Source organism: Gimesia aquarii (assembly GCF_007748175.1).
Taxonomy (GTDB): domain Bacteria; phylum Planctomycetota; class Planctomycetia; order Planctomycetales; family Planctomycetaceae; genus Gimesia; species Gimesia aquarii_A.
In genome coordinates, this window is sequence record NZ_CP037422.1 from 3473549 (window position 1) to 3498806 (window position 25258).

Genomic DNA, 25258 nt, shown 5'->3' on the forward strand with positions numbered 1-25258 from the left:
GAGCTCAATGAAACGTGAACTGATAACACCATAATAAAAAACTCCGAAGATAAATTGCAAACCTTCGGAGTTTTAATGTGATATCAGTTATCAAAGCATCATTTATTGATTCGCGTTTGCTGCGGTCTTCTTTCGCAACAGAGCACGTAATGGTTCTTCCAGTTCACTTGCTTTGGAAGTCACAAGATCTGTGATACCTGTATGATCCACCAAAATCATCGTTGGTACTCTGCGAACACCGTAATAGACTGCAGAGGGATTATTCCATCCTCGCTTATCTCGGGCGGAATAAAATATTTGTCTCCAGTCGAGAGACGTTTTCTCTTGAAATGCATCAATGGCAGGCTCTTCGTCATCCAGGTTCACACCCATGATTTCAAAACCATACTTACGGTATTTTTTTGATAAAGCCTGAATCTGTGGTAATTGCTCAATAAATGGTTTCGCAGTCGTCGACCAGAATACGACAAGCACAACGCTCCCCTTATAGTCATCGACAGAAACATAGCCGCCCTCAATCGTCTCTCCAGCGAGTTGCAGAGGTTGCCCCTTTAAACGCAAACGCCTCAACAATCCAGCAACCTGTGCTGTTTCATTACTTTTGGGAAACTTTCGTTCCAGATCAATACAGCAATCCATTGCCTGCTTGTTTAAGCCATACAATTGACTGGTTTCTGCCGCGGCTCTCAATAATTGCGGAGCACGTACAGATTCTTTGGGAAATCGGGAAGCAAATAAACGTGCTTGTTTTACAAACTCCTCAATCCAGCGCGGTTCATCGATCGCAAACCGTTGTGCGCTTGTATTAGCAAATTTGGCAACAGTAAACCCGGCCTCAGCAGCGGATGAGGAATTTGGATCACGCTTAAACAATGACTCCGAATGATCATACAACGCATCGATACTGTCCTGGTCTCCTTCTAACGCTAATTGGAGATGCGCATCTAACAGATGACGAATACAAACCGTAAAAAGACGTTGTTTTTCTTTATCAGCGTGGCATTGTTTTACCGCTTCCATCGCCAGCTGTATAATTTTCTGATTGCGGTCCACACGCGCTTTTTTTAGTTCATCCACATTTCCAGTCTTAGGTAATGCAGTGACTTTGAGACGGGTAATCTCACGCACATTCCACTCTGGAGTTCCCTCTTCCAATTCCTGAATTTTGGTCACTTCATTTTTGAGAGAGGTATCATCATTGTCCAGGTCTTGCATATCACGCTGATCACGACTCAAGCTGGCCGTTCGAATCACGTTGGTGTTCGGCTTCAATGCAGGCCCCGTCTGAGAAACCGGCGAAATGGAAGTAGTAGGTAATGGTTTTGGTTGTGGATTGGTGGGTGCACCATCCAATTTTCCATCGATATTATTGCCTGCTGCTTGAGGTGTCGCAGAGTCCTCACTACCACAACCGAACTGACTTACTAATAGCATACACGCTACGATCGAGATGAAATCGTGTCGATGCCTCATGGCCTATTGCTCTCCTTCCATTGAGAGTCTGTAATTATCAGAAGAACCGAGGAAGTGAAATCGTTTAGAATGAATCCTGTCATTCCCTCAGCAAACTTATCATCAAAACTCTTGATAGGACGTGTTTTATGAAAAAACCCACATTCAGAGCAAGACGAAGCTGGAAAAAATTACAATCTGTTCTGCGATTTCGCCATGTTTTTTAATTGGAAACCAATTGGTCACAAAAACAGCCAGTGTTCAGGAAGAATACCCAATCTACTTAAATCTCGCCATGATACTGTTTGAAAGCCTCAATGGCAAAATACTCTGGCAAACCAAGCTGATTGTAAACCTTTGCAGTGTTTCGGGTTCGATCTTCTGCTCGTACCCAGAACTCACGCTTATCACTGCCCGGATAAAATGCGCTGTCCTTTTGCGATTCGTGCTTGAAAATTGCTTCTCGTTTTTTGAGCACCACTTCCGGACTCAATGGCACCGCTCGTTCAATTTCGTGTGGTTCATACTCTTCCCAAGCACCTCGATACATCCAGAATTCAGGTGAAATCCCCTCATTGGCGACAACATTGACCGCATTGATGATTGCCTCCGCACAAACGCGATGAGTTCCATGTGGGTCGGAGAGGTCTCCTGCCACGTATATCTGATCAGGACCAACCTCACGTAACAGATCCGCAACGATTTCGATATCTTCCTCACCAATCGGCTTTTTCGAAACTTGTCCTGTTCGATAGAAGGGAAGATCCAGAAAACGTAGAAACTCTTCAGAAACTCCCGCGACTTCTGCACCGGCTGTTGCCTCGGTTTTCCGAATCAAACCTTTGATTCCTAACATTTCCTGAGTATCCAGATCTCCTGCATGTTTACTCTCTATGCTTTCCTTAAGATCTTCCAAGTGCTGTAGGAAGCCCTGATCATCAGGATGAAACAGTTTGTGGAATTCATGCACAAAATCAATGTGTCGAAGTGCATCATGGTCGAACACCGCAATATTCCCACTCGTCATATAGGCGATATAAACTTCATGCCCCTGATCGGCCAAAGTAATCAGTGTCCCTCCCATCGAAATCACATCATCGTCGGGGTGAGGGCTAAAGACGATTACTTTTTTACGGTCTGTTCCTGCGGGTCTTGTAGAAATTCCATCCAATAATGAATCGAATACGCGCTGTCGTATCTGTGAAATCGACTCGTATTTCTGAATCAACTGATGTAAATGATGATGCAGAAAATCTTCCGTTTCCAGCTTAAGGAGTGGTTTTCCGACTTGCAGAGAGAGCCAGATAACCGCTTTTTTCTCCAGTAGAGGCGTCCATTCGATATTCCCTACAATCCAAGGGGTTTTGACAGCCGTCAGCTCAGCGGCAGCTGCATGATCAACGACAAACTGAGACTGTGTATGAGTCTGCAAAAAGCTCGCCGAAACTTCATCGGTGACTTCCTGTTCGGCAGCACGTTTTACCACAGGAGCTTTATGCTCCCCCAAAGCCATGATAATAATTTTTTTTGCCGACAGAATGCTGCCAACCCCCATCGTGATCGCGTGGTGAGGAACATTATCTTCCCCAAAGAAACCACTGGCTGCATCACGACGAGTTACCGGATCAAGATTCACCAGACGCGTCAAACTATTTCGCGCACTGCCTGGCTCATTAAAACCGATATGCCCCGAACGCCCAATGCCTAATAACTGTAAATCCAGCCCTCCAAATTTCTCGATCGTTCGTTCATACTCTTCACAGAAAGTATCGACATCATCCGCGGCAATATCGCCCCGGGGAATGTGAATATTTTCCGGTTTGACGTTCACGTGATCGAAAAAATTCTCTCGCATAAATGTGTGATAACTATGAATCGAATCCGGATCCATGGGCCAATATTCATCCAGATTGAACGTAACCACATTTGAAAAATCGAGCTGCTCTTCGCGATGCATTCGAATGAGTTCACGGTAGACGCCCAGCGGCGTTGATCCCGTTGGTAATCCAAGAATCGCGGGAACATCCTCTTTGATTTTGGATCGAATTAAATCCGCAACGATGTTAGCGACATGTTTCGCTAACTCGGAAGACGTTTCAAAAATCAATGTAGGGATTTTTGTGTGTCTTACAAATTTGGATTTGGGAGTGACATGAACAGATCGTGCAGTATCAATAGCCATCAGACGTATTTTCACCTACCAAGCAACAAGGAAACTGACTGTCTTTATGAGAGGTACCATGATCTCATGTTTTGATTCAAACGAGTTGAGCCAGCCAATTAAAGTAATCACGCGAACAGTAGACCCGGTGTGCGTGTTTTTTTTATGAATGTTTATTATAACTACACACACGAAACGCTAACCAGTATTTGTTTGACCTAAATGTACAGAGAGAGAAACTTTCATGGTAAAACAGGCAGAATCACTACGAATTCTCGCGATTCACGCCCATCCGGATGATATTGAAATTCAATGTGCGGGTACTTTAGCCCGCTTAAAAAACCTGGGATGCCACATCACTGTTGCCACAATGACGGCCGGTGACTGCGGAAGTGCGGAAATGGGGCCGGTGGAAATCGCCAATGTTCGCCGAGCCGAAGCCCAAAAAGCAGCCGATTTATTAGGTGCCGATTGCATGTGTCTCGAGTTCCGGGACCTTTCAATCACCATAGATCAAGATTCCCGTCAACGCGTCACTGAAGCAGTCCGCAAAGCGCGGCCCGATATTGTAATTACAGCTCCTCCCGTTGATTATATGAGTGATCACGAAATGACCAGTCGACTGGTCAGAGATGCCTGCTTTGGAGCATCTGCTCCCAATTACACAACGCATCAGTTTCAACCGGCACCTCCCACTGAAAAAATTCCACATCTCTATTATGTTGATCCGATCGAAGGTGTCGATTATTTTGGTAATCCGATTAAACCACAATTTATTATTGATGTGACAGAAACGTTTGAACTCAAGATGAAAATGTTAGCCTGCCACGAAAGTCAACGTGCCTGGTTAAGAAAACAGCATGGTCTGGACGAATACATGGAAGGGGCCGAACGCTGGTCTGCGGCCCGGGGAAAAGAAATCGGTGTTGCCTACGGTGAAGCATACGTACAACATTGCGGACATCCTTATCCTTCCAGTAATCTGTTACGTGAACTCCTGGAGAATTAATCACAACTTAATAAACTCACTTTAAATCAAAGATAGCACCATGCACGAATCTCCCTCATCAGATACATCCACTCAACAGTCAGATCCGTCGCTGCCGTATTCAGAAGCAGAAATTGAATCGATGGCCACTGATGACGCCCATGCGGGTCGTTTTCTCACGTTAATGCTTGTCTGTACGTTTTGCTATACGATCGTTGTCGGAGGTTATGTGATTTATTGGAGTATGAATTAAGAAACAGTTCACTCAGTTATTCAAAACTTTCAATTTTACTCCGATTACGTTTGTCAATCGGAGTTTTCTTTTTAAACTGCCTCAGACGATTTCACGTCATCAAAAACAGTTCCATTCGGATTCAGAAAGGCCCAACAAAGCGCGGCAGAGAGATAAATCCCTGTAATCAGAATTAAAACAGGATCATAAATTTTCGCATCGAATAAAGCACCGACGATCACAGGCAATAATGCAGCACCTAAGTTTCCTGCCATATTCATCATCCCGAAGATGGGGGCGACATGCTGTCCTCCTTTATCAATCGTGACAGTATAACCACAGGAACCACTCAATCCCGCAAAAAAAGTCCCCATCGAAATCAGTGTCATTGCTAATTTCATATCTTTGACGAAATAAGCATACAGAGTGCATCCAGCACTTCCCAGCATGGCAAAAATCGCCACACCCTGTCGGCTCCAACGACGACTTTGAGTCCTCTGTAACACCCAGTCCACAGTTGCCCCTCCCAAAGCGTTCCCCACGACATAAGACATCAAAGGCAAACTCGCCCAAATGCCTGAGGAAGCCATCGTGATCCCGCGTGCCTGCTGTAGATAAACGGGAAACCAGGTCACATAAAAGATATAACCTGCCGCGCGAAAAAACTGCTGACCGCAAATCATCCACATGGAAAAACTCGTCAGAATTTGTCCCCAGGGAGTCGGCTCACCTTTTTCAATCTTTGAATCGTCCTGTTCCAGCTGCTGAGTTTGAGTAATCAATGCTAACTCTGCTGCATTCACTCCCGAGTGATCTGCCGGTCGATCTCGAAACCAATAATAAAACCAGAGAGCCCACAGAATTCCCGGAACGGCGAAAATAAACATACACATCCGCCAGCTAACTGCTGGCACAGTAATCCCAAAACAATCAAACCCAACTAATAGCACCCCAATAATAAAACTACCAATGGCACTTCCAATTGACATAAAACTTCCCAGTAACCCACTGGCGATACCACGTCTTGACTCAGGTAGCCATTTAGAAATCGAATTTGCAGAGCAGGGGAAGATACCCGCCTGCGAAATACCAAACAGCAAACGTGCTACCACGAGCGTCCAGAATCCAATGACGACACCTGTGAAGGCAGTCGCAATCGACCACAAAATCGCAAATAAAGTCAAAGCACGTCGTGTTCCCCAAATATGTCCCACCCAGCCGCTGGGAATTTGTGATAACGCATAACTCCAAAAAAAGGCGCTCATCACCCAACCCATCTGGGTCAGGCTGATTCCGAGCTCTTCCTGAATCAATTTTGCAGGCACCGAAATCGCATTTCGGCTGATGTAGGCAATCGCTGCGATCAAACACAATAATGTCAGCACCAGATAACGCGCATGTGAAGGGGGGCGTTCTGTAGTATTCACCTTGAATGGCTCAGCGTCTGCATGATTTTCCGATTCTGGCACCTAAAAGCTCCGTCCTATAAGGCCTGAATTAATAAATCAAACAGTCGGTCTACTTCGGCCTGGGTCTCGTGATCCAGATCCCAGGCATTGGGTTGACAGCGCTGCTCTGAAGGAAACAGGCCTCGTTTCACTAACAGATATTTCTCAATCGCCAGAAAACCATCGAGCCCTGCCTGTAACTGCAGAGCAACGATTGCACAGATCGGAAAATAAATACGATAAATCGTTTCATCATCATCGGCTTGAAGTGCACGCCATAATCCCATGATGCCATCCAGCAAATCGACTCCCGGCATTGTTCCACAAATGCCCCGACGATACGCGTCTACTAATAAGATCCCACCCGAACCATCAAAAATCTGAGCCTGACCATTCGTCGCATCGCGTAACGCCGACAAGTTCGGTCCAATCGGTGAGGCTTCCGGTTTGAAAAATATTTTCTTAGGCCCATACTCATCCAATAGTTTTCGATAAAAATCGATGGAGAGCGCCTGACCGACATAAGAAGAGGCATCCTGCACAACCAACGGCAAATGGCATTGTTCAGCGAGTGCAGAAAAGTAATTCCATAACGCCTGTTCGGGGAGCGCTGTTGTGACAGGGGGAATTGCCATAATCGCATCACAGCCTGTTTCTTCGGCTTGCCGTGCATATTCTAATGCCTGACTTGTACTCTCTGCGCCCACGCTGGCTATCACAGCCCCTCGCCCATCTGAAATCTCCGACATCAGCCGTGTGAGTTCCAGACGCTCGGCATACGTCAAACGCAAGACTTCGGAAACCATCGCACCGCAGATGCCATCCACACCCAATTCATAACACCAGTCGATTTCCCTCTGTAATACATCGCGGTCAATTGTTTCATCGACCTGCAACGGAGTATGCAATACCGGCAATACACCTTGAATGATTGACGACATAAAATCACTCTTTCTGCTTGATTAAACTGTATTCAATATGCGATGTTTTATGAATCAATAAGTTGTTGAATCGCATCAGCCATACCCTCGATTAAAATCTCAAGACTGCCGCGCTCGAAAGGAGTCTGCCAGACCTGATACAGATCGAGATCATAGAATTCTTGAGGTACCAAATAGCCGGTAGTGCCATTGATCAGATTCAAACAGACAATGGTTCGATCATCAAACCGCTGTCGTAGTTCGCGTTGCAAAATTGAATATGCTTCCGTCGGGCTACCAACCAGAATCGTTTCTCCTATCCTCCAGACCCAAATCGGTAGCGCCAAAGTTGATCCATCACCGATGCCACGCCGAATATTTCTACGACGTCGCAAACGTTCTTCCAATGCCCGATCATTACATGCTTGTCGCTGTGACTCTAATTCTTCAGCTGATGGCCAGTCTTTGATGGGCAGTTCCACTGTTGCCTGAATTGCTTGTAAGCAGGAAACAGGAGTGATGGGAGTCTGCTTCCAGACAGCAAGAGGTGCCCCCGATTCGACGACTCCCTGATATTCCAGCGATGTCGCGGAAGACTCCATATCTTCTAACGTCGCCAAAGCGGCAAACGCCAACTGGCGTCCATGTCGATCTGCAACTTCAGTATCACCTACATATTGATAACGGGGAGATAATTCCCCAGAAGCCCCCTGCATAAACAGAGCAGGGACTCCCAATATTTCGCTAATGGTATCGCGCATCGCTCCCGGAAAATCGGGAGAGATCGCCGTATTCTCCCAGGCGAGTGTTGTCGGATGGCAGGCGTAATTGACAATCACTGCTTTGAGCGTACCAGAAACATCCGTGATGCGGCCGAGAACCAGAGTGTCATCGGCAGGCTCGTTCGGATTCCACCCACAAACAATTCGATCAGCTTCCGGTGAGGGATCAGGTAGATCACGCATTGACGCCAAAGCACAATGTCCCGTATTCCATTCCAGAACAGCCTCTGTTGCATTCTGAATCGCTTCGCGCACCGCCACGATGGAAGCCTGATAAACGGTTTCCAGATATTCTGCCAAAGATTCACTGGCCGGTAAATCCGGATCGGGATCGGTTAACGGCGGCGATGCATGCGTATGACTTAATCCAAAAATCAAAGCCGCTTCTTCAATATCTAATTCCTGCAAGAGTCGTGTTTGAAATCGTTTGAACGTAATCAATGAACGCCACCAGCCCAGGTCAGCATCGATAAAAACCAACGGTTTTTCAGAGCCAGTCGCATACAGGACCAGCGCATTCAAAGTCAAACGACGATGCAGAGATTCCGCCACATCGTGCTTCGCCGCGCCCCAATTCCGCGCATAGATTCCTACTGGCGGGGTAATATCAACGGTCGCGACACCAATCCGCCCCTGAAACGCGGTCTGAGTTTTCGTCTCTAATGCTTGTCCGCTCATGATGATGTCCGTTAAACGAATAATTCGCTCTCTCTGTTGAGTTGTTAGAAAGAAGATTGAGATGACAAGCCAACTGGAACCAGCTTACCAATCTCCAATCGCACCATCTTCATAAAAGACGCGTTGTACTGTTTCCTGTTGAAACGGATGTTTTTTGACTTCAGCTTCATTGATCGAGATCCCCAGTCCCGGTTTTCCATTCGGTTTGACGGTTCGTGTCACAGGGTCGATGACAAACCCTTCTTCAATCACATCCTGTCGCCAGGGAACATCATCCAATACCGATTCACAGATGATGTAGCTTGGTTGAGAAAATCCAAATTCCAGAGAAGCCGCTGTACTGATTGGCCCTTGTGGATTATGGGGGGCAAGTGCAATTCGATGAGCATCCGCCAAAGCGGCAATCCGCCGTGCTTCAGTAAATCCACCACAGTGAGTCAAATCAAGCTGACAAATTTCACAGCCTCGTTTTTCAAATAGATCACGGAACGCCGCCAAATGAGTCAATCGCTCACCCGTCGCAATGGGAGTCGTTGTCGCAGTATTGATTCGTGCCAGACCATCCAGCGACTCCGGCCAGCATGGCTCTTCAAAGAAATACAAACCATAAGGATCCAGCGCTTGTGCAAACTGTAAGCCCATGGCGGGAGAAGGGCGGGCATGACCGTCCACCATGATATCAACCTCGTCTCCGACCGCTTCACGCATCGCAGAGACACAATCTTCCGCAGCTTTGATCGGTTTCAGACCCTCAATCGGCATCGTGGGAGGCACCGCCATCGATTTGAACGCCGTGAACCCGTCTGCTACCGCCTTTTGCGCCAATTCAGCAAATTGCGACGCGTTATCCGTCGATGTCTGGTAAAAAGATTCCATATTGCCACCACCCAAATGACAATAGAGACGAATGTAGTCCCGCACAGGACCGCCCCAGAGTTGATGGCAGGGAACACCGTGAACTTTCCCCAGAATATCCCACAGTGCCAGGTCTATACCGGCAATGGCAGTCGAACGTGTGACACCGCTTCCATGCCAGAAATGCTGGCGCCACATCATCTGCCAAAGATATTCAACACGTCTGGGATCTTCGCCGATCAATAACTGCGATAGATCTTCAATTGTTCCAGCAATTCCGCGTGTATGCCACTCCAAAGTGGCTTCGCCCCATCCAATCAAACCAGGCTGATCTGTGATCACTTTCACGAACACCCAATTTCGCATGCGGGCATAACACACCAGTGTTTCGATGCGTTCAATTTTCATTAAGAACAGTATCCAATCTGCTTTAGTTTTTATTTTGGTGTCAAAATAACAACATAACCCTAAAGCAGATGGGAAGCAAGTTATTTTGAGAAAGAACTGCGCAACATCTGAGTAAGAATTATATGGAGAGGCGCGGCTGACAAAAGAGGAATATCAATCGTACAGTTACTGACTTTTATGGAAACTGCTGTTCCAATTCTTCAGTGTCGTATTCCTGCAAACGCTGGCGGGCTAAATCCGCCCACGGCCCCATTTCATCGAATTCCAGATACACTTTCCAGTGGGGAACCGCTTCCTCAACCCGATTCAGTTGATTGAGCATTTCAGCAATATGCAAATGGGCGTCCGGGTAATCCGGATGAACGGAGAGTGCAATTTCAAATGCATGCAGAGCAGACTCTCGCTCGCCTAATTCATTATGCAGACAACCGAGTTGTGTCCAGGCTTCGATATAATCGTGATCCCATTCCACAGCTGCATAGTAACGTTCAAGAGCACCTTCCGTATTACCGTTCAAGTACAGCGCCTCAGCCAGATGCAAATGTGCTTCGGGCATATCCGGATGTCCCAGCAAAGCCATTCGATACGCTTCAATCGCTGACTTGGCATCGCCTGCATCGAGAAAACGACAGCCTTCCTGAAACCATTCATCCGCGCTCCGATCCTGAAACTCGGGAGTTTTAAGATGCTCTGTGAATTCAATCGTTCCCTCATATGACTCTTCACCGGCCAGTTCTTCCTCAGTCAATTCATTGAGTTGAGTTTCTTCCGTGCCGAAGTCAAAAACCCTCTGGCCCCGCCTGGGATCAATCAACCCATGCTCATCTTTCAATAATAGCTGTGCATCCTGTGATAATAGCGTCAACTGAGATAAGGGCTGATCGATCTCGTTAAAAAATTTACCCAGATGCTGCAGGCTGTTTTCCAGATCTCGTGGATTGACTCCCGATTCGAGTAGTGCGGAAAGCCGACGGACACTGGCCACTTCCTGAAACGAAAAGTAAGGCAAACGAAAGATCTTGCGTACTGGCTTGATCAAACCCTGTCGTTCCCAGCGACGAATTGTGGTCACAGGAACATTCAGCATCTGCGTCAGCATCGCAGGTGTATAAAGCTGATCGACATTCACTCCCGGATCTTTGAGTTCAATCAGTGCGAGCCAATCTGACTCTTTGATGATCTGAATCGAAACTCCTTCCGCGATCAACTCTTGTGCCTGACTCAAGTTCACCGAGGGAGAGCCATCTGCCTCCAGCGGCCAGCCTTCCTCTCCCACAACCAGTAACGTCGTCTGCCGACTGACATGCTGTGCTGCCTGACCGCCGTGCAGTTCAACGAACTCCCAGGCTTTCTGATGTGTCATGCAGGCAAGGGTCCCCGTAAAAACGACACGTTCCCCTTGCAAAGCAGGAGATCCCTCTAGCAACTGATCAGATTGTTCTTGAGTCTCGGTCATAAGCTTAAGTCATAACGTTTTTATACAAGAATTTCGAGTAAAAACTGGTCTCTCAGGCGGGAGTCCCAATAATATCAATATACGGAGCGGTAAACTTTCTCTGAGGATACTGATACACGAATCAGTTGGGTAGCTTTCAGAGCAAACCTTCATTATAAGAGAGCAAATTAAGTTTGATCCCCTCCAGGTACCGTTTGTACCCTGAATTTTGACTATATATCCATGGGAGTTTATGAGAATGTCCTCGCTTGAGTCGTGTGATCCTGAAATTTGGAACTGTATTCAGTCTGAAGCAAAACGACAGAAAAACGGTCTGGAGCTGATCGCTTCTGAAAATTATACCAGTGCGGCCATCATGGAAGCGGCAGGCTCAATCCTCACGAATAAATATGCCGAAGGACTCCCCGGTCGCCGTTATTATGGCGGCTGCGAATACGTGGACGTCGTCGAAGACCTGGCCCGTGACCGTGCCTGTGAACTCTTTGGAGCAGAATATGCCAACGTGCAACCTCACTCCGGGTCACAAGCGAATATGGCGGTTTACCTCACAGTCATGAAACCGGGCGACACCTTTCTCGCGATGGACCTCGCCCACGGTGGTCACTTAACTCACGGCATGAACCTGAACTTCTCCGGCCAACTCTATAATCCCATTCATTATGGAGTCCGCGAAGATAACCACCAAATCGACTTCGATCAAATTGCCAAGCTCGCCCGTGAACACAAACCGAAAATGATCATCGCCGGCGCCTCTGCGTATCCCCGGGAAATCGATCATCCGAAATTCGCTGAAATCGCTGAGGAAGTCGGTGCTGCATTGATGGTCGATATGGCCCACTACTCAGGACTTGTCGCAGGCGGGGTTCACAATAATCCCGTCGAAGTGGCTGACTTCGTCACGTCGACCACACACAAAACTCTGCGAGGTCCTCGCTCCGGATTCATCTTGACTAAGAAAGCAAATGCCAAAGATGTAAACCGCGTGGTATTCCCTGGTATCCAGGGGGGACCGCTCGAACACGTCATTGCCGGCAAGGCGATCTGCTTCAAAGAAGCAAACACGGAATCCTTTAAAACTTATGCACAACAAGTCATCTCCAATGCACGCACCTTAGCGGGTGTTCTGCTGGAAGGCGGCATTAAGCTTGCTTCTGGTGGAACCGACAACCACCTGATGCTCTGCGATGTCACTGCCATCGGGCTGTCTGGAAAGATTGCAGAAGAGGCCCTCGATAAAGCGGGGATCACCGTCAACAAAAACATGATTCCTTATGACCAACGCAAGCCCCTCGACCCCAGTGGAATTCGCATCGGTACCGCAGCCTTAACCACACGTGGTATGCAGGAAGACGAGATGAAAAAAGTGGGAGCCTGGATTCTCCGTACTCTGGGTGCCCCTGATGACGATGCCAATATCGAATCGGTGAAGGGAGAAATCGAGGAATTCGCCCAGAGCTATCCCGTACCCGGAATTGAGTAACAGGCAGACACCAGCCCCCATGACACAACATAGCGATCTTGACATCACGACTATCGACTGTACCCGCAGCGATGCAACTTCATTGTTCGCCGAATTACGTAATAAACTGAGTCCGAGCGGAAACGTTGTCTCGGAAGCCGGGCGTCAACGTACGATCGAACTCTTCGGAGAACCTCTGACTCCGCAGCAAGTCGTCGAACGTATCTGCAATGACGTCCGTGACACAGGCCGCGATGCACTACTTGACTATTCTGCAAAGCTGGATCAAAAAAAACTCACCCCCGAAACCATGCGTGTCTCGGCGGAAGAACTGAAAGCCGCTCATACAAAAGCGGATCCAGAATATCTTAAAACACTCCGCGCGATTCGTGAAAATATTATCGAATTCCAAAGGGCACTCTTGCCCGACGATGTCAAAATCCTCCGCGAGGCAGGGGAGTCGAAAATCGAATTACGCCAGCGTTATTTACCTTTAAAACGTGTTGGAGTTTGTATTCCCGGCGGTGCTGCCGCTTATCCTTCCACACTGTTAATGACCGCTGTCCCCGCACAAACAGCAGGCGTCAAAGAAATCGTTGTCGTTGTGCCTCCTACTGACTTTGGTGGCTACAACACAGATATTCTCGCCGCCTGTTATGAGTTGGGGATCACAGAAATCTATCGTGTCGGCGGTGCCCAGGCTGTCGCCGCACTCGCCTATGGTGTGGAAGGCATTGAACGCGTTGACAAAATTGTTGGTCCCGGAAACCTGTTCGTTGCGCTCGCTAAACGTCATGTGTTCGGCGAAGTTGACATCGACAGCATCGCCGGCCCTAGTGAAGTCATCGTCCTCGCCGATGAAACTGCGAACCCCGAATTCATCGCCAGCGATTTAATATCGCAAGCAGAACACAGCCCCGGTTCTGGTGTGCTCATCACTTGGCACGAACCATTAATCGAAGCCGTCAGAGCCGCCCTCATCAAACAGCTTAACGAACTTCCTCGTGGCGATCTCGCACGACAAAGCCTGCTTGACTACGGCGCCCTGATTCTCTCTCGCGATGCCGATGAAGCAGCCCGCTTAACCGATTTGCTCGCGACCGAACACTTACACATTTCCACATCAGACCCCGAACAGATGCTGTCAAAAGTCCAAAACGCCGGCGCGATCTTCATGGGCCATTATACCCCCGTCGCCACTGGCGACTATTACGCCGGTCCTTCGCATGTTCTCCCCACTGGTGGCACAGCCCGCTTTGCCAATGGTCTCTGTTCGATTGATTTTCTAAAACGTTCATCGGTCATTTCCTACAATCAGAAAGGATTGGCCCAGGACGCCCCGGGCATCTGCCTGCTCGCCGAAAAGGAAGGCCTCACCGCCCACGCCGCGAGTGTCACCATCCGCCTGAAAAATGAATCCCAGTGACCATTTCGAGAAGCCTCGTACTGAACTTGCTTCTGATTTTCAGTAGATATTTTCGCACTTGACACCCACGCGCCGTTCTCGAAACTCCCTGTTTCTGTCTCGCGCGCGCGAGGCGGCTTTTTCTGGTAACTACACACGACGCATAACTTCGGTTTGTGCATGCGAAAATGACCCATTTTTTCCAACTTTTCACCTGATAAACGATAACCGGTTCCCGCTGTCTCGTATGGAATCACTCCTTTTGAACACGCTTTCTCAAGCCACAAGGGAAACCAAACCGCAATTTCGTACCACACCTGAGACATTAAGGCGCATAAATTTTTCTTGACTGCTGTGTGCCACTTAGCATGATATGACCATCTCAACAACACGGTCCCTCGTTCAATCACAGGAAATTCAAACATAATAACTCTTACCTCTCAAAACAGAATCAAAGCATCAATGACAGGCTGTTAACGACATACTAAGTCTAAGCGCACTTTCAGATATCAAACGAACCGTCACTTGGGAATTCGACAGCGCATGCGCGGAATGAATAATACAACATAGCGCCTGCCAGCCCTAACTGAAAATCTGGAGGTGCACAAAGCGAATCAAAGGGCGGCACCAAACACGATTGAATCGATCCGTTTTTATTGGCTCTCGTCTTAATATAAAAAATCAGTACTACCACGAAAGACACGAAACTCACGAAATTATTTTTGATAAGCTAATAAGATCATCTCCAGGAGAGTGTGGGGCATGGTCTCTATCACTTTGAGTATTATTGCGAACAGAGAATTCTCGTGTCGTTGGTGCCGTTCGTGGTCTGGAGATTGATCACTCTGCACACCATGTGCCCGGTCTAAATACTCGTCCGACAGTAAATATGAAAGACAATCCTCACACCATTTCCACTCACAACAAGTGGGTAAGCCCGAATACAATTCGGGCCGAGCGCAGCGAGCAGGAGGTTGTAGGAAACAAAACCATTATAAAAACAGCAATACTCCATCGGGATCAGTGAGACCATTGATATCAAAACACCAACAGGTTTCGTGAATTTCGTGCTTTTCGTGGTAGTCCAAACCAGGTTATGGCAGTTTCCGATCCTGCTATTCGAAGTCACCGAGTGCTTTGTAGATTCTATTCCAGGCTCTTGTATAACTCACCGGCCAGTTTGCGTAATGCTTCGTCCGCTTTTTTTCCGCCGATATTGGTAAGCGTCACGATGGCGATATCACGTTTTTTGTCTAACCAGGCATGGGCCAGATTCAGTCCATTTGAACCACCGTGATAAATAACAGGGTAGGGAGCCCATTCGACTTCAACTTCTCCCCAGCCCATTGCATACTTTCCAGGGGGTGGTGTCCCCGGTTTGGCGTCTTTTCTCTGAGCCACAGTAAATACTGGTGTATGCAGCTTTGCTACGTTTTCCGGTTTGACGAGACAACAAGGTGGCCGCATTCCATTGGCAGCATTCCATCCCGCCCACTGCGCAAAATCCAGAACGGACATATGCACGGTTCCTGCAGGACCAACCAGTGGTGGACTATCACCATTGGGTCCCGCCAGATACCCTTTTGCTTTTCCATCTTTAATCGAATGTCCCAGAGGGGCATCGATTTTGCCAGGTGTGGACTGACAGCCGAAACCTGCTGTTTCCAAGCCGAAGGGTTCAAAAATACGCTCCGTTACTAACTCCTCCCAGGTTTTACCACTGACGCGTTCCAGCATCGAACCGATAATCGTATAACCCATGTTGGAATAAGCAAACTTTGTCCCCGATTTAGTCACCAAAGGTCGCTTACACCATTCATCTACCATCCAATAACGCAAGTCATCCAGATTCCCCTCCTGATCGAACGATTCCTTGAGTAGGTTCATAAAGTCCTGGTTATCAGCGGGCATGCCACTGGTATGTGAGAGCAATTGCTTGAGAGTCACTTTTCGCACTTGAGGATCCATTTTGTCGGCCAGTTTCGGGAACATCTCTTCGATCGTGGAATTCCAATTGACTTTTCCTTCTTCGACCGTCATGGCTACTAAAAGCGCGGTCATCGCTTTTGTATCAGAGCCTAAATGAAAACGATCATTCACTGTGACGGGAATATCCGAATCTGCTTTGCGCGTTCCGACAGCACCGTAAGAAACAATCTGGCCGCGCACAACAACGGCTGCGGCAATGGCAGGTAAATCATATTCACTGAGGTAAGGTTCAAGCGTGGAATCAAGAGAAATTTGGCTGTTTGCAATCTGTGGATTCAAAAAAACAAAGATCAACAACAAGCAGGCAGGAACATAGCATCTGGTAGTTTTCATCATCGCATCCATCTATCTAAAAACTGTTTTTTTGTGTCTGTAAAACATTTTGTAAGCGTCTCATCTGATATCGGTCTTTACAACTTCTTTTAGAATGAAGATTGACAGCAACGGCCTCCTTTGATTTGCTGTTACTATGATTTTTAGTCCCGACACAATTGGTTAGAACCACGAAGCGAACGAACTTCTCCTTTGTCAGGATAAGCGTGAAACGAACCAGGTACCATGTGTGAAAACATTACTGGATGTAGTATTCCCATGTCAACATGAACCATTGCTAATGCCTCTTACTATTGAGAAGAACCATACGAGAACAACGATACAAGCTGTAGGTTGTTGACTGCTCCAAACTTTTGAGCGAGTAATGCAGAACGCCCCATAACCGAAGTGTAGATCATGTGAGTGACACTCCAGCTATGGGGATCGTCCCGGCATCAATGGATTAAGAACTGCTTATTCTATCAAGTAACTGATTCAAATTTTAATTTGGTTCAGGTAGTCTGTTCGACGTGAATTCCTTCAGCAAATTCTTCCACCATCTTCTCACAAAAAACGGGAAGATCATCTGGATTTCGACTGGTCACCAGACCGCTATCACAGACACATTCCTCATCAACCCACTCCGCACCTGCATTAATCAAATCTGTTTTGAGGCTCGGCCATGAAGTGACCTTACGATTAGCGACCACATCGGCCTCGATGAGAGTCCATGGACCATGACATATAGCAGCTACAGGTTTTCCTTGGACAAAGAAATCGCGGACAAAATTGACGGCTCCTTCATGCACACGTAAGGCATCGGGATTGAACACACCGCCGGGTAGGACCAGCCCATCATAATCTGCCGCTATGACATCATCGATTGTTTTATCAACAGAGAATGTATCTCCCTTTTTATCGTGGTGTACTCCCTGAATGTCATCCGCTTTTAAAGAAATCAGATGCAACTCGGCACCGACTTCCCGGGCTGCCTCCCAAGGCTTTGTTAATTCCACTTGCTCAAAACCATCAGTGGCCAAAAAAGCAATCTTTTTGCCCTTTAAATTATAGTTCGTCATTTTGTTCTCTCCTGATTAAATTGGCCTCAATGAAGCCTAGTAACAGGCTGCAACAGCCCCACATTCCTGAGTACACTGCCGACAGGCTTCTGCACATGCCTGACAATAATAATGATCATGAACTTCACATTGCGCAGCGCACCATTCACAAATGTCTGCACAAAGACGACAGATTTGATCGGTAAACTTACCATTTCGTGCGATTGAGTGTGCACATAACAAACAAATATCAATACATTCTCGACAACATCGCGGACAGTCATTTCCGCTTTGCTGATTGATCATCGCATCCAAACAGACTTCACAAGCCGCGGCACATTTTTGACAAGCCTCAATACAAGATAGATTAGAATTCATTTTGTTTTCTCTTGCTTTAATCAAACTGGTATCACCTAAAATAAGAATTGCTTATTGTCACGAGACATCTGGGTTTATGGAATTTGATTAATTCTTCCAGCTGATGCCTGTCATCTATTCTGTATTAACTAGTTAAGCAAATCACATGCCATCCGATGATGATTGATCAGTTAAGACATTTGCTGGTGCAAAATATGCTGTAATCGCAAATATAAAGACAGTCCGAACTCTCATGCTGATCGCTGGACAAACACCTTGATCGGTGAAAGACCAATCGAAATCAGCTATCGAAACGGGAATGTTCTACTGGGTCAATCGTTTAAGATATCGTTCAAGAAAGCTGGATTCTCATGAACCTGGCACATGGGCGCGTAGTGGTAGAGGCAGACCTGCCGTGTTGTGACCTGGAGTATAAAAACAATACCCCGATCCACATCATTAAGACTATTACAGTACTATTTAAAGACTGCTCACTTTTTCGTGAATTTCGTGCTTTTCGTGGTAGACTACTGAATCACAAACGGGCGATCTATTCTTCAGCTTTTGTTGTCTTCACATTCCCACTAAACATCAATTTACGACGCCCATCCGGGGATTCGCCAATCACATAATCGTCAGGTTTGATGCCTTCTTTTGCCATCAGGGGGAGATCGACTCCCCATTTCATCTTATATCCGGCCACTTGCACCACTTTAATAGCCTCTAAAGCTTCTTTTTTTGTCTTCTCACCAACCTCAGCAACTTGTGCTTTTAAATCCTCCCAGCCGGTCGGTCCCTTCTTATGATAAGTGGCATAGAACCCATAGAGATTCCCCACAACCTGCAAGGCTGCCTCTTCCGCATCAGCAGGGTTAGTCAAAGTGGATTCCGAGTCCGCAGGAGTCGTTTTTCTACATCCATCGCAGAAAAAAAATGCAATGATGCAGACGCAGGCAACGAAAAAACGTGTCATTGTAATCGTTCTTTTTTATCGAAAACGGAAGCGCTGATAATATTCGTTTCAATAACGAAGAGGTGTTCTAAAATGAACAACAAAATGTCTCTGCGTTATGATCTAGTAAGCTTCTAATATACAAAGGCAAAGTCACCGCTGCAACGATACTGTGTATCATCCACACCGTGTGCCACTGTCGGCTCGTCCGACAGTGATCTTGAAAGACTGGCGCACATCATTTCCACTCATATCAATTGGGAAAGTCTGACTTAATCAAATAATGTATCAAAGGGCAGGAAACGTAAGAAAATTTCATTCGAGCAGAAACATACTGCTATGTAAGCCCTAATTAAAACACATAATGATATCGCTAGATCGATTCACATTTTTACGCACGACGTTCCTGTTGTCGCAAAAAAGCCAGTACGTCCTTACAGCCTTGTTGAATGTGAGCACTCATCAATTCGCGCGCCAGAGACGCATTACCATCACGCAGCGCGGCAAGCAACTGCTCTTTTCTTTCACAGGTTTTTTCAGCCAGTTCCTGAGTCAGTAGCTTAGAGCTATTGCGTTGTGATTCAAACACCGTCGCAATCGCACGATGTTCTCGAATGACTTTGGAAATCAAACGATTACGTGAGGCATCGATGACGATTTCATGGAAGGCTTCTTCACAATCAAGCCAGCGGTGAAACTGGGAGGGCGTCGCATGCCCATCACTTCGCTTCTGAATCGATTCGGCAATTTGATGAAACTCCGACATGATCGATTCGAGGTCATCCAGTTGATGGGGAGTAATATACCGTGCGGCTTCTGCCGCTCCGCAACTTTCCAAAGCATCACGCAAGACATACAGTTCTTCAAGATCTTCGCGATTCGGTTTCCGCACAAACGCACCAGCACCGGGAACATGCTCGACCAGTCCTTCTGTGACCAGGCGATGAATGGCCTCTCGCACGGGAATCACGCTCACGCCAATTTCCGATGCCAGCTTACGATTCACCAGTTGCACGCCAGGCACTAACGCTCCTTGCTGCATTTCCTGCTTAATAAAGCGATAAGCACGGTCCGACAGATTTTCGGTAACTTCGTACATTTTTCATTTTCTGGTTGACAAGCAAATTGAAACTAAAGAGAATATGTAATATTGTGTTATAACACGTTATCACACAGTGTCAATCTTTTTTCATCGAAATCAAACTTCTCAGGTCTTCCATCTGATTCAGGTAGGATTTTGATTCAATTTCGACAGATTCACATTCTCAGCGGCAATGCAAACGCACCTCCTGTTCAAAACAGGTACTTAGTTCCTTATGGATAGAAGATAGATTCATGAAGCCTTTCTTTTCATTCCCTACTGTTTTGGTTTTCCTATCAACCATCACTTGCAGTAATCTGTCTCTGTATGCCGACGACAAATTGCCACTTATTGATATTTCAAACCAGACAGAACGTCAAACGGTGATTGCCGCCGGAACCAAAGACGTCTATCAGGGACACCCCACGACATTACTGATGCCGGATCAGAAAACGATGTTTGCCGTCTGGTGTATCAATCATGGTGGTTCAGCGGGCCCGATGGCCAAGAGCATGGATGGTGGAAAAACCTGGCAACGGCTTGATGACCAATTACCAAAGGGCTATGCCACGCATCAAAATTGCCCCAGCATTTATCGCATGGTGGACCCGTCAGGCAAAGCACGGCTGTGGGTGTTTTCAGCCGCTAAAGGCACGCGCAGCGGGCCGGGTATGCCCAGTATTATGAGCGAGGATGCAGGAAAAACCTGGAAAGAGATGCCCCCTCTGGGTTTTCCCTGCGTGATGACGTTCAGCAGTATGGTCAAGTTAAAAGATGGTCGCTACCTGGGACTGTATCATAAAGGACCTGAGGGCAAAGACCGATCTCCTCTGGTGGTCCTGCAAACTATTTCCGATGATGGTGGTTTCAGTTGGTCGGAACCACAAATCGTAGCCGAAGTCAAAGGTAAAAACCCATGCGAACCCTGTGTGTTCCGCAGTCCTGATGGAAAACAACTCTGCTGCCTGATGCGAGAAAACACGCACAAAGGACGCAGCCTGATGATGTTCAGCAATGATGAAGGCACCACCTGGTCCACTCCCGTTGATACCCCCTGGGGACTAACCGGAGACCGACACAAAGAAGTCTTTACCAAAGAGGGCCAACTGGTGGTCTGTTTTCGTGACCAAGCACCCGGCAGTTCCACGCGCGGCCACTTTGTAGCCTGGGTCGGAACCTACGACGACATTATTAACGGGCGAGACGGCAAGTATCGTATTAAGCTGTTACACCATTATGGACGATCCGGAGACTGTGGTTATCCGGGAGTCGAACTGCTCCCCGATGGCACAATCGTCGCGACAACCTATGTGAAATATCGCAACGACAAAGCAAAAAATTCGGTCGTTTCCGTTCGTTTTCGCCTCAATGATCTGGCTCAGTCATCTGACCCATAAATTAATCTACTCACAGGAAAGGGATTCGTTTTTTGAAACCCTTTTCAACCTTAGTCAATTTTGCTCATGACATAACCTAAAAATAGAGCACCACCTTCCAGGCAAGCAAACAAGATCACCAACCATAAGCGATGCTGAAAATTAAAAGCGATGACGGAAAATACATTCGGAATCTGGCGAATGGCATTCCAAATGAAATCCCTCAAAGAGGACTTTGATTCTCGTCTTATATTACCGGCGTCTTTAAACCGCTCGTCTGAACTGAGTCCATCTGGATCAGCTTCACTGGATTCAGCCTGCCGCCAACCTTCTTCCGAATGTGAATAAGCGGCTGCAGCAAACGCCCATCCAAACAGAGCAATCGCCACCATTAACATCGCAATTACTTTAAATGTTGATGTATCATCTCCTTGTTTTGCCGGCATACTAATTTCGTCTTTCTACTGACCTTATTGTTCAAACATGTTGTAAGTATTGGTTTGGATTTAATTTTGAATCGACAATGCTAAGTCTATCGCGTTCTGTGCCTTTTCGACTCGTCTGATTTGATATCAAGTGTAATCAAACTGTTATTATTAAAACACCTCTCTAAGCCATCAATAATCATGAAAATATCTTTTGCTCATAATAAAATAATATTCGTTCTCATCATCTTATCTAGATCTATGCATCTATTTTAATCAATAACATTTGAATCTGATGAAGATTCGAAATCATTTGCACTTCACATCATAATATGCTTGTAGTTTTCATTTTTCTCTCTACGATGAAACGCATTACAAGATATCTGTAATCGCGATGTTTTTTGATATGAATCAGAACCGACTGGGCCGTCTAATCTATAATCTTTGAATCGGGCTTCACCATCAGATGAGGAGAAAGAGATGTCAGTAGACGAACAAAAGAGTATGTCGCGCAGCATTCTAGAATTGTGGGGCAGCCATAATACAATTCAGACAGAGGACCTTGTGACTGCAAATTATGTCAGCCATCAGCAACCCAGCCCCGATAGTTCTGGTGTATCAACATTGAAACGAGAAGAATGGGAGCAGTTACTCAAGGACTTTCATGAGGCCTTTAGTGAGGGTTCTGTGCAAATACTTTCGCAGATTGCCGAAAACGATCTCGTCGCGAGCCGCTGGGAGTTCACAGCAACCCAGGCAGGAGACTTCAGAGGGAGTTCGTCCAGCGGCAAGACAACAACATGGACGGGAGTCCAAATAGATCGATATGAAGGTGGCAAGATTGCAGAAAGCTGGGTCAACTGGGACAAGTCCAGCTTCCTGGAAGGCCTTGCATAATTGAGATACAAAAATCGTTCAGCCACTTCGTTAGAACCTGACAAAACGAAGTGGCTGTTACTTTTGATTAGTCACTTGTTTCAACATTATCTGACAAATCATTAAGGTAGTTCCGCAAGCGGATTGATAAATCAAGATACTGTTTTGCCTGATCTTCAGTGAATGTATAACCCTCGGCGTGCACAATTTTGTTTCTCAACTGGCGTAGATCATTGAAGATTTTACAGTGGCGTTCATCCATGAGATTCTGTTGATCCAACGTATCCTGAATTAGTTTGTAGGGAGTCGGCACATCATAGTTCAATCTGTGCCCCTTCGCGTGAATCAGTGTCTTGGCCGCGGTTTCAATGGACTTCCAGGCTTCCACCACAGCTGCCGTGGGAGAAATGCTGGCGAGTTCATAAAGGTCAATCTCGATACTTTCCAACTTCCGCTCCGGCGGTGGTGCACTCAGTGAGACTTCTTGAGCTTCGGCCTGAATTTTTTGAATGCTCTCGCGGAAACTGACCTCCAGGTCTTTATACTTGAGCTTCTTGGTGGTTTGCACCAGTTTTCCCAGTGGCTGCCGCAGGATGACCACAACAATAATCACTGTCACGGGCCAGACCAGGATTTCAATCAATTCGTTCATGTTGCCTCTGTGGATTAATTCTCATGCAAAAGATTGTTTAGCCTGCATGCCGCACGTTGCTATTATCTTGTTTGGAAAACAGTTCATTCCTCGCTAATTTAACAGACTATTGATCTCCATAATAACAAACCACAAAAATAGAATTGCAATGAGAGTAACCCGAAACCACATATTCTGAGGAACTGGTTTTGAAGCTGGCATTAAACATCACTTTCTACCAGACTCATTTTTTTGCTCATTAGTTTAAAGATCAACAAACTGCTGCAGGTGTTGTTCAAGTTCGTTCCATTCTTTGATGACATGTTGATGAATTTCCGGATCGGAATAATAAGGATGTCCGCTGGCGACATAAGCATCGATCGATTCCTTCACCTGAGCAATCAACGTCAACACGCGTGGCGTAAGCTGCAACAACTCTGGTAGACTCTGTTCGGTAAACTGAAACTGGATTGCAGATCCCAGCCCCAGAATCTGACACCACTCACTTCCATTCTCTTTGCCCCAGACGGGAGTGACCAGCAGATAACGTTCGAGCACCGGGAAATAATAGACAAACGCCTTGTCCCCCATCCACATGAAATCTTCTGAGTATGTACCGGGATTCTCCAAAAATTTCTGGTATGCCTCCGACAGGCTCAAGCCACCAAAATTTTTCCAGGCAGACTGCGCGTCCAGGTCACCTTCATAAGGATCAAAGTCCCGTTCGCCGGGCAGGGGACCGGATTGATTTTGAAATTGATTTTGTGTCATACTGGTACGTTTTTCTCTTAAACCTAACTCACCCCTTGATCGACAGCGCTCGTCAGGGGTTTGGTCTTTGACTGTCATAATCTTACTTTTCAAGAAACCAAAATTCTCTTCAACCAGATCACCCAATCATCAACAGCGCCAAATAGGGAACCAGGCTGAACGCAATAAAGACAAGCTTAAACAATCCGAGCAATGAGTAGATCACTACATCGAAGGTTTCTCGAGGCAGGGGAAACCATTTGCTCTGGACCCGATACACAAAGTCGGGAGCGAACATGCAAAAAAACGTCCACAGAATCAGTACACCCCCATTGAAAATTGTGCACCACATAAAGAATGTTGTCAGAGTCTGCGTGTCCATTTTGTACTTCCTTTGTTATTCAATGACAAAACGCTAATCATTCCATCATGAGTCTACAAAATCAATCAAACTCAAATCAGAAATAAATCAAATCTGCAATCGTGAAACACTTGGTTCGTCAATATCTTTGGAATGCTCGAGCGCGGCCTGAATGCCTGCTTTGACTCCGGCCGTCGACGTTTTGACTGACATACTGGGCGCCCCCAGGTTCTCGTCCATTGCCGCCACGCTTGGTAAGTGGGGCAGATGAATCCACCCCGCACGAATGGGGAGTTGCTCCTGGGCGATATGGTGCAGAACGCCATACATCAGATGATTACAGCAGAACGTTCCCGCTGCATCTGAAATATCAGAGGGAATCCCAGCGGCACGCATCGCTTTGACCATCGCACGTAATGGGAGCGTGGTGTAGTAAGCCGCTGGCCCTTCGGCTACCGTCGGTTGTCCCTGCAGCACATTGCCTGCATTATCTGCTAAGTGATACCGGGTCCCGTCATTAAAGTTCTGCGCGAGCCGTTCGACTGTGATCATCGCGCGACCGCCATATTCTCCCAGCATAATCACCAGTTCCGGCTGCACTTCGGCAATGGCAGCACAAACAAAGTCGATGCATTCAAAGAACACGTTCGGAACAATGCGAGAGACAATTTCTGCATCACCAACCAAAGTACCATCAAGGGCCCTCGCTACAGACTCTGCCGGATTGGTGGGCGTATTTCCGTATGGTTCGAAACCGGTCAGTAACACTTTCCTCATTGAGATCATTCCTGGAACTGAATCGCGTTATCTCTCTGGTACGTATGAACCCTCATTACCTTGCAGTAT

At 46.8% G+C, this 25258-nt stretch carries 23 protein-coding genes; 6 read left to right on the forward strand and 17 right to left on the reverse strand.

The genetic code is table 11. From position 1 onward, the window contains the following. Positions 1-102: 102 nt before the first annotated feature. Together V202x_RS13265 and nagB are read right to left on the reverse strand one after the other, a co-directional pair. Positions 103-1473 carry a TlpA disulfide reductase family protein gene (locus V202x_RS13265; RefSeq protein ID WP_145175480.1) on the reverse strand — a complete coding sequence of 457 codons (1371 nt, stop codon included), beginning with the start codon at positions 1471-1473 and terminating at the stop codon, positions 103-105. Between the two features lie 262 nt (positions 1474-1735). Further along, positions 1736-3634 (reverse strand): glucosamine-6-phosphate deaminase, encoded by a 1899-nt coding sequence (nagB, locus tag V202x_RS13270; protein ID WP_145175483.1) that lies wholly within the window; start codon positions 3632-3634, stop codon positions 1736-1738. 223 nt (positions 3635-3857) lie between these two features. Here nagB and V202x_RS13275 point away from each other — a divergent pair, with 223 nt between their 5' ends. Continuing rightward, positions 3858-4622, forward strand: coding sequence for a PIG-L deacetylase family protein (locus V202x_RS13275; protein WP_144986627.1), 765 nt, complete (start codon positions 3858-3860; stop codon positions 4620-4622). A gap of 40 nt (positions 4623-4662) precedes the next feature. After that, positions 4663-4854 (forward strand): hypothetical protein, encoded by a 192-nt coding sequence (locus V202x_RS13280; RefSeq protein ID WP_145175486.1) that lies wholly within the window; start codon positions 4663-4665, stop codon positions 4852-4854. 71 nt (positions 4855-4925) lie between these two features. On the opposite strand, the gene V202x_RS13285 is transcribed toward V202x_RS13280, so the two are convergent. The 5 genes from V202x_RS13285 to V202x_RS13305 all read right to left on the reverse strand — a co-directional run bounded on the left by V202x_RS13285 (position 4926) and on the right by V202x_RS13305 (position 11380). Beyond that, positions 4926-6302, reverse strand: coding sequence for an MFS transporter (locus tag V202x_RS13285; RefSeq protein ID WP_145175489.1), 1377 nt, complete (start codon positions 6300-6302; stop codon positions 4926-4928). Between the two features lie 14 nt (positions 6303-6316). After that, positions 6317-7222 carry a dihydrodipicolinate synthase family protein gene (locus V202x_RS13290; protein WP_145175492.1) on the reverse strand — a complete coding sequence of 302 codons (906 nt, stop codon included), beginning with the start codon at positions 7220-7222 and terminating at the stop codon, positions 6317-6319. A 47-nt stretch (positions 7223-7269) separates the two neighbouring features. After that, a complete protein-coding gene (locus tag V202x_RS13295; protein WP_145175495.1) occupies positions 7270-8661 on the reverse strand; it encodes an alkaline ceramidase in 1392 nt (463 codons plus the stop codon). Between the two features lie 84 nt (positions 8662-8745). Further along, positions 8746-9924, reverse strand: coding sequence for an enolase C-terminal domain-like protein (locus tag V202x_RS13300; RefSeq protein ID WP_145175498.1), 1179 nt, complete (start codon positions 9922-9924; stop codon positions 8746-8748). A gap of 175 nt (positions 9925-10099) precedes the next feature. Then, positions 10100-11380, reverse strand: a complete 1281-nt coding sequence (locus V202x_RS13305; RefSeq protein ID WP_145175501.1) for a tetratricopeptide repeat protein — start codon at positions 11378-11380, stop codon at positions 10100-10102. Positions 11381-11618: 238 nt separating this feature from the next. Here V202x_RS13305 and glyA point away from each other — a divergent pair, with 238 nt between their 5' ends. Both glyA and hisD read left to right on the forward strand, forming a co-directional pair. Next, positions 11619-12860 (forward strand): serine hydroxymethyltransferase, encoded by a 1242-nt coding sequence (gene glyA / locus V202x_RS13310; RefSeq protein WP_145175503.1) that lies wholly within the window; start codon positions 11619-11621, stop codon positions 12858-12860. A 19-nt stretch (positions 12861-12879) separates the two neighbouring features. Beyond that, a complete protein-coding gene (gene hisD, locus V202x_RS13315; RefSeq protein ID WP_145175506.1) occupies positions 12880-14265 on the forward strand; it encodes a histidinol dehydrogenase in 1386 nt (461 codons plus the stop codon). 1125 nt (positions 14266-15390) lie between these two features. Here the strand turns inward: hisD and V202x_RS13320 are convergent. From V202x_RS13320 to V202x_RS13340, 5 genes are all read right to left on the reverse strand, one after another. Next, on the reverse strand, positions 15391-16569 hold the full coding sequence (locus V202x_RS13320; RefSeq protein ID WP_232098976.1) for a serine hydrolase domain-containing protein: 1179 nt from the start codon (positions 16567-16569) through the stop codon (positions 15391-15393). Positions 16570-17057: 488 nt separating this feature from the next. Next, complete coding sequence (locus V202x_RS13325; RefSeq protein WP_145175509.1) at positions 17058-17624, reverse strand: type 1 glutamine amidotransferase domain-containing protein; 567 nt, start codon at positions 17622-17624, stop codon at positions 17058-17060. A 36-nt stretch (positions 17625-17660) separates the two neighbouring features. Beyond that, positions 17661-17981: a four-helix bundle copper-binding protein gene (locus V202x_RS13330; protein ID WP_145175512.1), complete on the reverse strand. Its 321-nt coding sequence runs from the start codon at positions 17979-17981 to the stop codon at positions 17661-17663. A gap of 529 nt (positions 17982-18510) precedes the next feature. Next, complete coding sequence (locus tag V202x_RS13335) at positions 18511-18933, reverse strand: hypothetical protein (RefSeq protein WP_145175515.1); 423 nt, start codon at positions 18931-18933, stop codon at positions 18511-18513. 370 nt (positions 18934-19303) lie between these two features. Beyond that, positions 19304-20011 (reverse strand): GntR family transcriptional regulator, encoded by a 708-nt coding sequence (locus V202x_RS13340; RefSeq protein ID WP_144986648.1) that lies wholly within the window; start codon positions 20009-20011, stop codon positions 19304-19306. A gap of 236 nt (positions 20012-20247) precedes the next feature. On the opposite strand from V202x_RS13340, the gene V202x_RS13345 reads away from it, so the two are divergent. Beyond that, entirely contained in the window at positions 20248-21390 is a 1143-nt protein-coding gene (locus V202x_RS13345; RefSeq protein WP_145175518.1) for a sialidase family protein, read from the forward strand. Positions 21391-21440: 50 nt separating this feature from the next. Here the strand turns inward: V202x_RS13345 and V202x_RS13350 are convergent, their stop codons facing one another. Next, complete coding sequence (locus tag V202x_RS13350; RefSeq protein ID WP_145175521.1) at positions 21441-21815, reverse strand: hypothetical protein; 375 nt, start codon at positions 21813-21815, stop codon at positions 21441-21443. Between the two features lie 459 nt (positions 21816-22274). On the opposite strand from V202x_RS13350, the gene V202x_RS13355 reads away from it, so the two are divergent. Next, entirely contained in the window at positions 22275-22691 is a 417-nt protein-coding gene (locus V202x_RS13355) for an ester cyclase (RefSeq protein ID WP_145175524.1), read from the forward strand. Between the two features lie 67 nt (positions 22692-22758). Here V202x_RS13355 and V202x_RS13360 read toward each other — a convergent pair whose 3' ends face one another. From V202x_RS13360 to pcp, 4 genes are all read right to left on the reverse strand, one after another. Further along, on the reverse strand, positions 22759-23322 hold the full coding sequence (locus V202x_RS13360; protein ID WP_145175527.1) for a DUF4145 domain-containing protein: 564 nt from the start codon (positions 23320-23322) through the stop codon (positions 22759-22761). A gap of 243 nt (positions 23323-23565) precedes the next feature. Further along, entirely contained in the window at positions 23566-24150 is a 585-nt protein-coding gene (locus tag V202x_RS13365; RefSeq protein ID WP_145175530.1) for a hypothetical protein, read from the reverse strand. A gap of 40 nt (positions 24151-24190) precedes the next feature. Further along, complete coding sequence (locus V202x_RS13370; RefSeq protein WP_145175533.1) at positions 24191-24433, reverse strand: DUF6868 family protein; 243 nt, start codon at positions 24431-24433, stop codon at positions 24191-24193. Positions 24434-24520: 87 nt separating this feature from the next. After that, positions 24521-25189, reverse strand: coding sequence for a pyroglutamyl-peptidase I (pcp, locus tag V202x_RS13375; protein WP_145175536.1), 669 nt, complete (start codon positions 25187-25189; stop codon positions 24521-24523). Positions 25190-25258 lie beyond the last annotated feature (69 nt).

Bases quoted from the DNA above. Each gene is read 5' to 3' on its own strand.
- V202x_RS13295 (WP_145175495.1), bottom strand. From the start codon at position 8,661: ATGAGCGGACAAGCATTAGAGACGAAAACTCAGACCGCGTTTCAGGGG.
- V202x_RS13265 (WP_145175480.1), bottom strand. From the start codon at position 1,473: ATGAGGCATCGACACGATTTCATCTCGATCGTAGCGTGTATGCTATTA.
- V202x_RS13355 (WP_145175524.1), top strand. From the start codon at position 22,275: ATGTCAGTAGACGAACAAAAGAGTATGTCGCGCAGCATTCTAGAATTG.
- V202x_RS13305 (WP_145175501.1), bottom strand. From the start codon at position 11,380: ATGACCGAGACTCAAGAACAATCTGATCAGTTGCTAGAGGGATCTCCT.
- V202x_RS13350 (WP_145175521.1), bottom strand. From the start codon at position 21,815: ATGCCGGCAAAACAAGGAGATGATACATCAACATTTAAAGTAATTGCG.
- V202x_RS13325 (WP_145175509.1), bottom strand. From the start codon at position 17,624: ATGACGAACTATAATTTAAAGGGCAAAAAGATTGCTTTTTTGGCCACT.
- V202x_RS13335 (WP_145175515.1), bottom strand. From the start codon at position 18,933: ATGACACGTTTTTTCGTTGCCTGCGTCTGCATCATTGCATTTTTTTTC.
- V202x_RS13340 (WP_144986648.1), bottom strand. From the start codon at position 20,011: ATGTACGAAGTTACCGAAAATCTGTCGGACCGTGCTTATCGCTTTATT.
- V202x_RS13365 (WP_145175530.1), bottom strand. From the start codon at position 24,150: ATGACAGTCAAAGACCAAACCCCTGACGAGCGCTGTCGATCAAGGGGT.
- pcp (WP_145175536.1), bottom strand. From the start codon at position 25,189: ATGAGGAAAGTGTTACTGACCGGTTTCGAACCATACGGAAATACGCCC.
- V202x_RS13370 (WP_145175533.1), bottom strand. From the start codon at position 24,433: ATGGACACGCAGACTCTGACAACATTCTTTATGTGGTGCACAATTTTC.
- V202x_RS13280 (WP_145175486.1), top strand. From the start codon at position 4,663: ATGCACGAATCTCCCTCATCAGATACATCCACTCAACAGTCAGATCCG.
- V202x_RS13330 (WP_145175512.1), bottom strand. From the start codon at position 17,981: ATGAATTCTAATCTATCTTGTATTGAGGCTTGTCAAAAATGTGCCGCG.
- V202x_RS13360 (WP_145175527.1), bottom strand. From the start codon at position 23,322: ATGAACGAATTGATTGAAATCCTGGTCTGGCCCGTGACAGTGATTATT.
- V202x_RS13300 (WP_145175498.1), bottom strand. From the start codon at position 9,924: ATGAAAATTGAACGCATCGAAACACTGGTGTGTTATGCCCGCATGCGA.
- V202x_RS13290 (WP_145175492.1), bottom strand. From the start codon at position 7,222: ATGTCGTCAATCATTCAAGGTGTATTGCCGGTATTGCATACTCCGTTG.
- V202x_RS13320 (WP_232098976.1), bottom strand. From the start codon at position 16,569: ATGATGAAAACTACCAGATGCTATGTTCCTGCCTGCTTGTTGTTGATC.
- V202x_RS13275 (WP_144986627.1), top strand. From the start codon at position 3,858: ATGGTAAAACAGGCAGAATCACTACGAATTCTCGCGATTCACGCCCAT.
- V202x_RS13345 (WP_145175518.1), top strand. From the start codon at position 20,248: ATGAAGCCTTTCTTTTCATTCCCTACTGTTTTGGTTTTCCTATCAACC.
- glyA (WP_145175503.1), top strand. From the start codon at position 11,619: ATGTCCTCGCTTGAGTCGTGTGATCCTGAAATTTGGAACTGTATTCAG.
- nagB (WP_145175483.1), bottom strand. From the start codon at position 3,634: ATGGCTATTGATACTGCACGATCTGTTCATGTCACTCCCAAATCCAAA.
- hisD (WP_145175506.1), top strand. From the start codon at position 12,880: ATGACACAACATAGCGATCTTGACATCACGACTATCGACTGTACCCGC.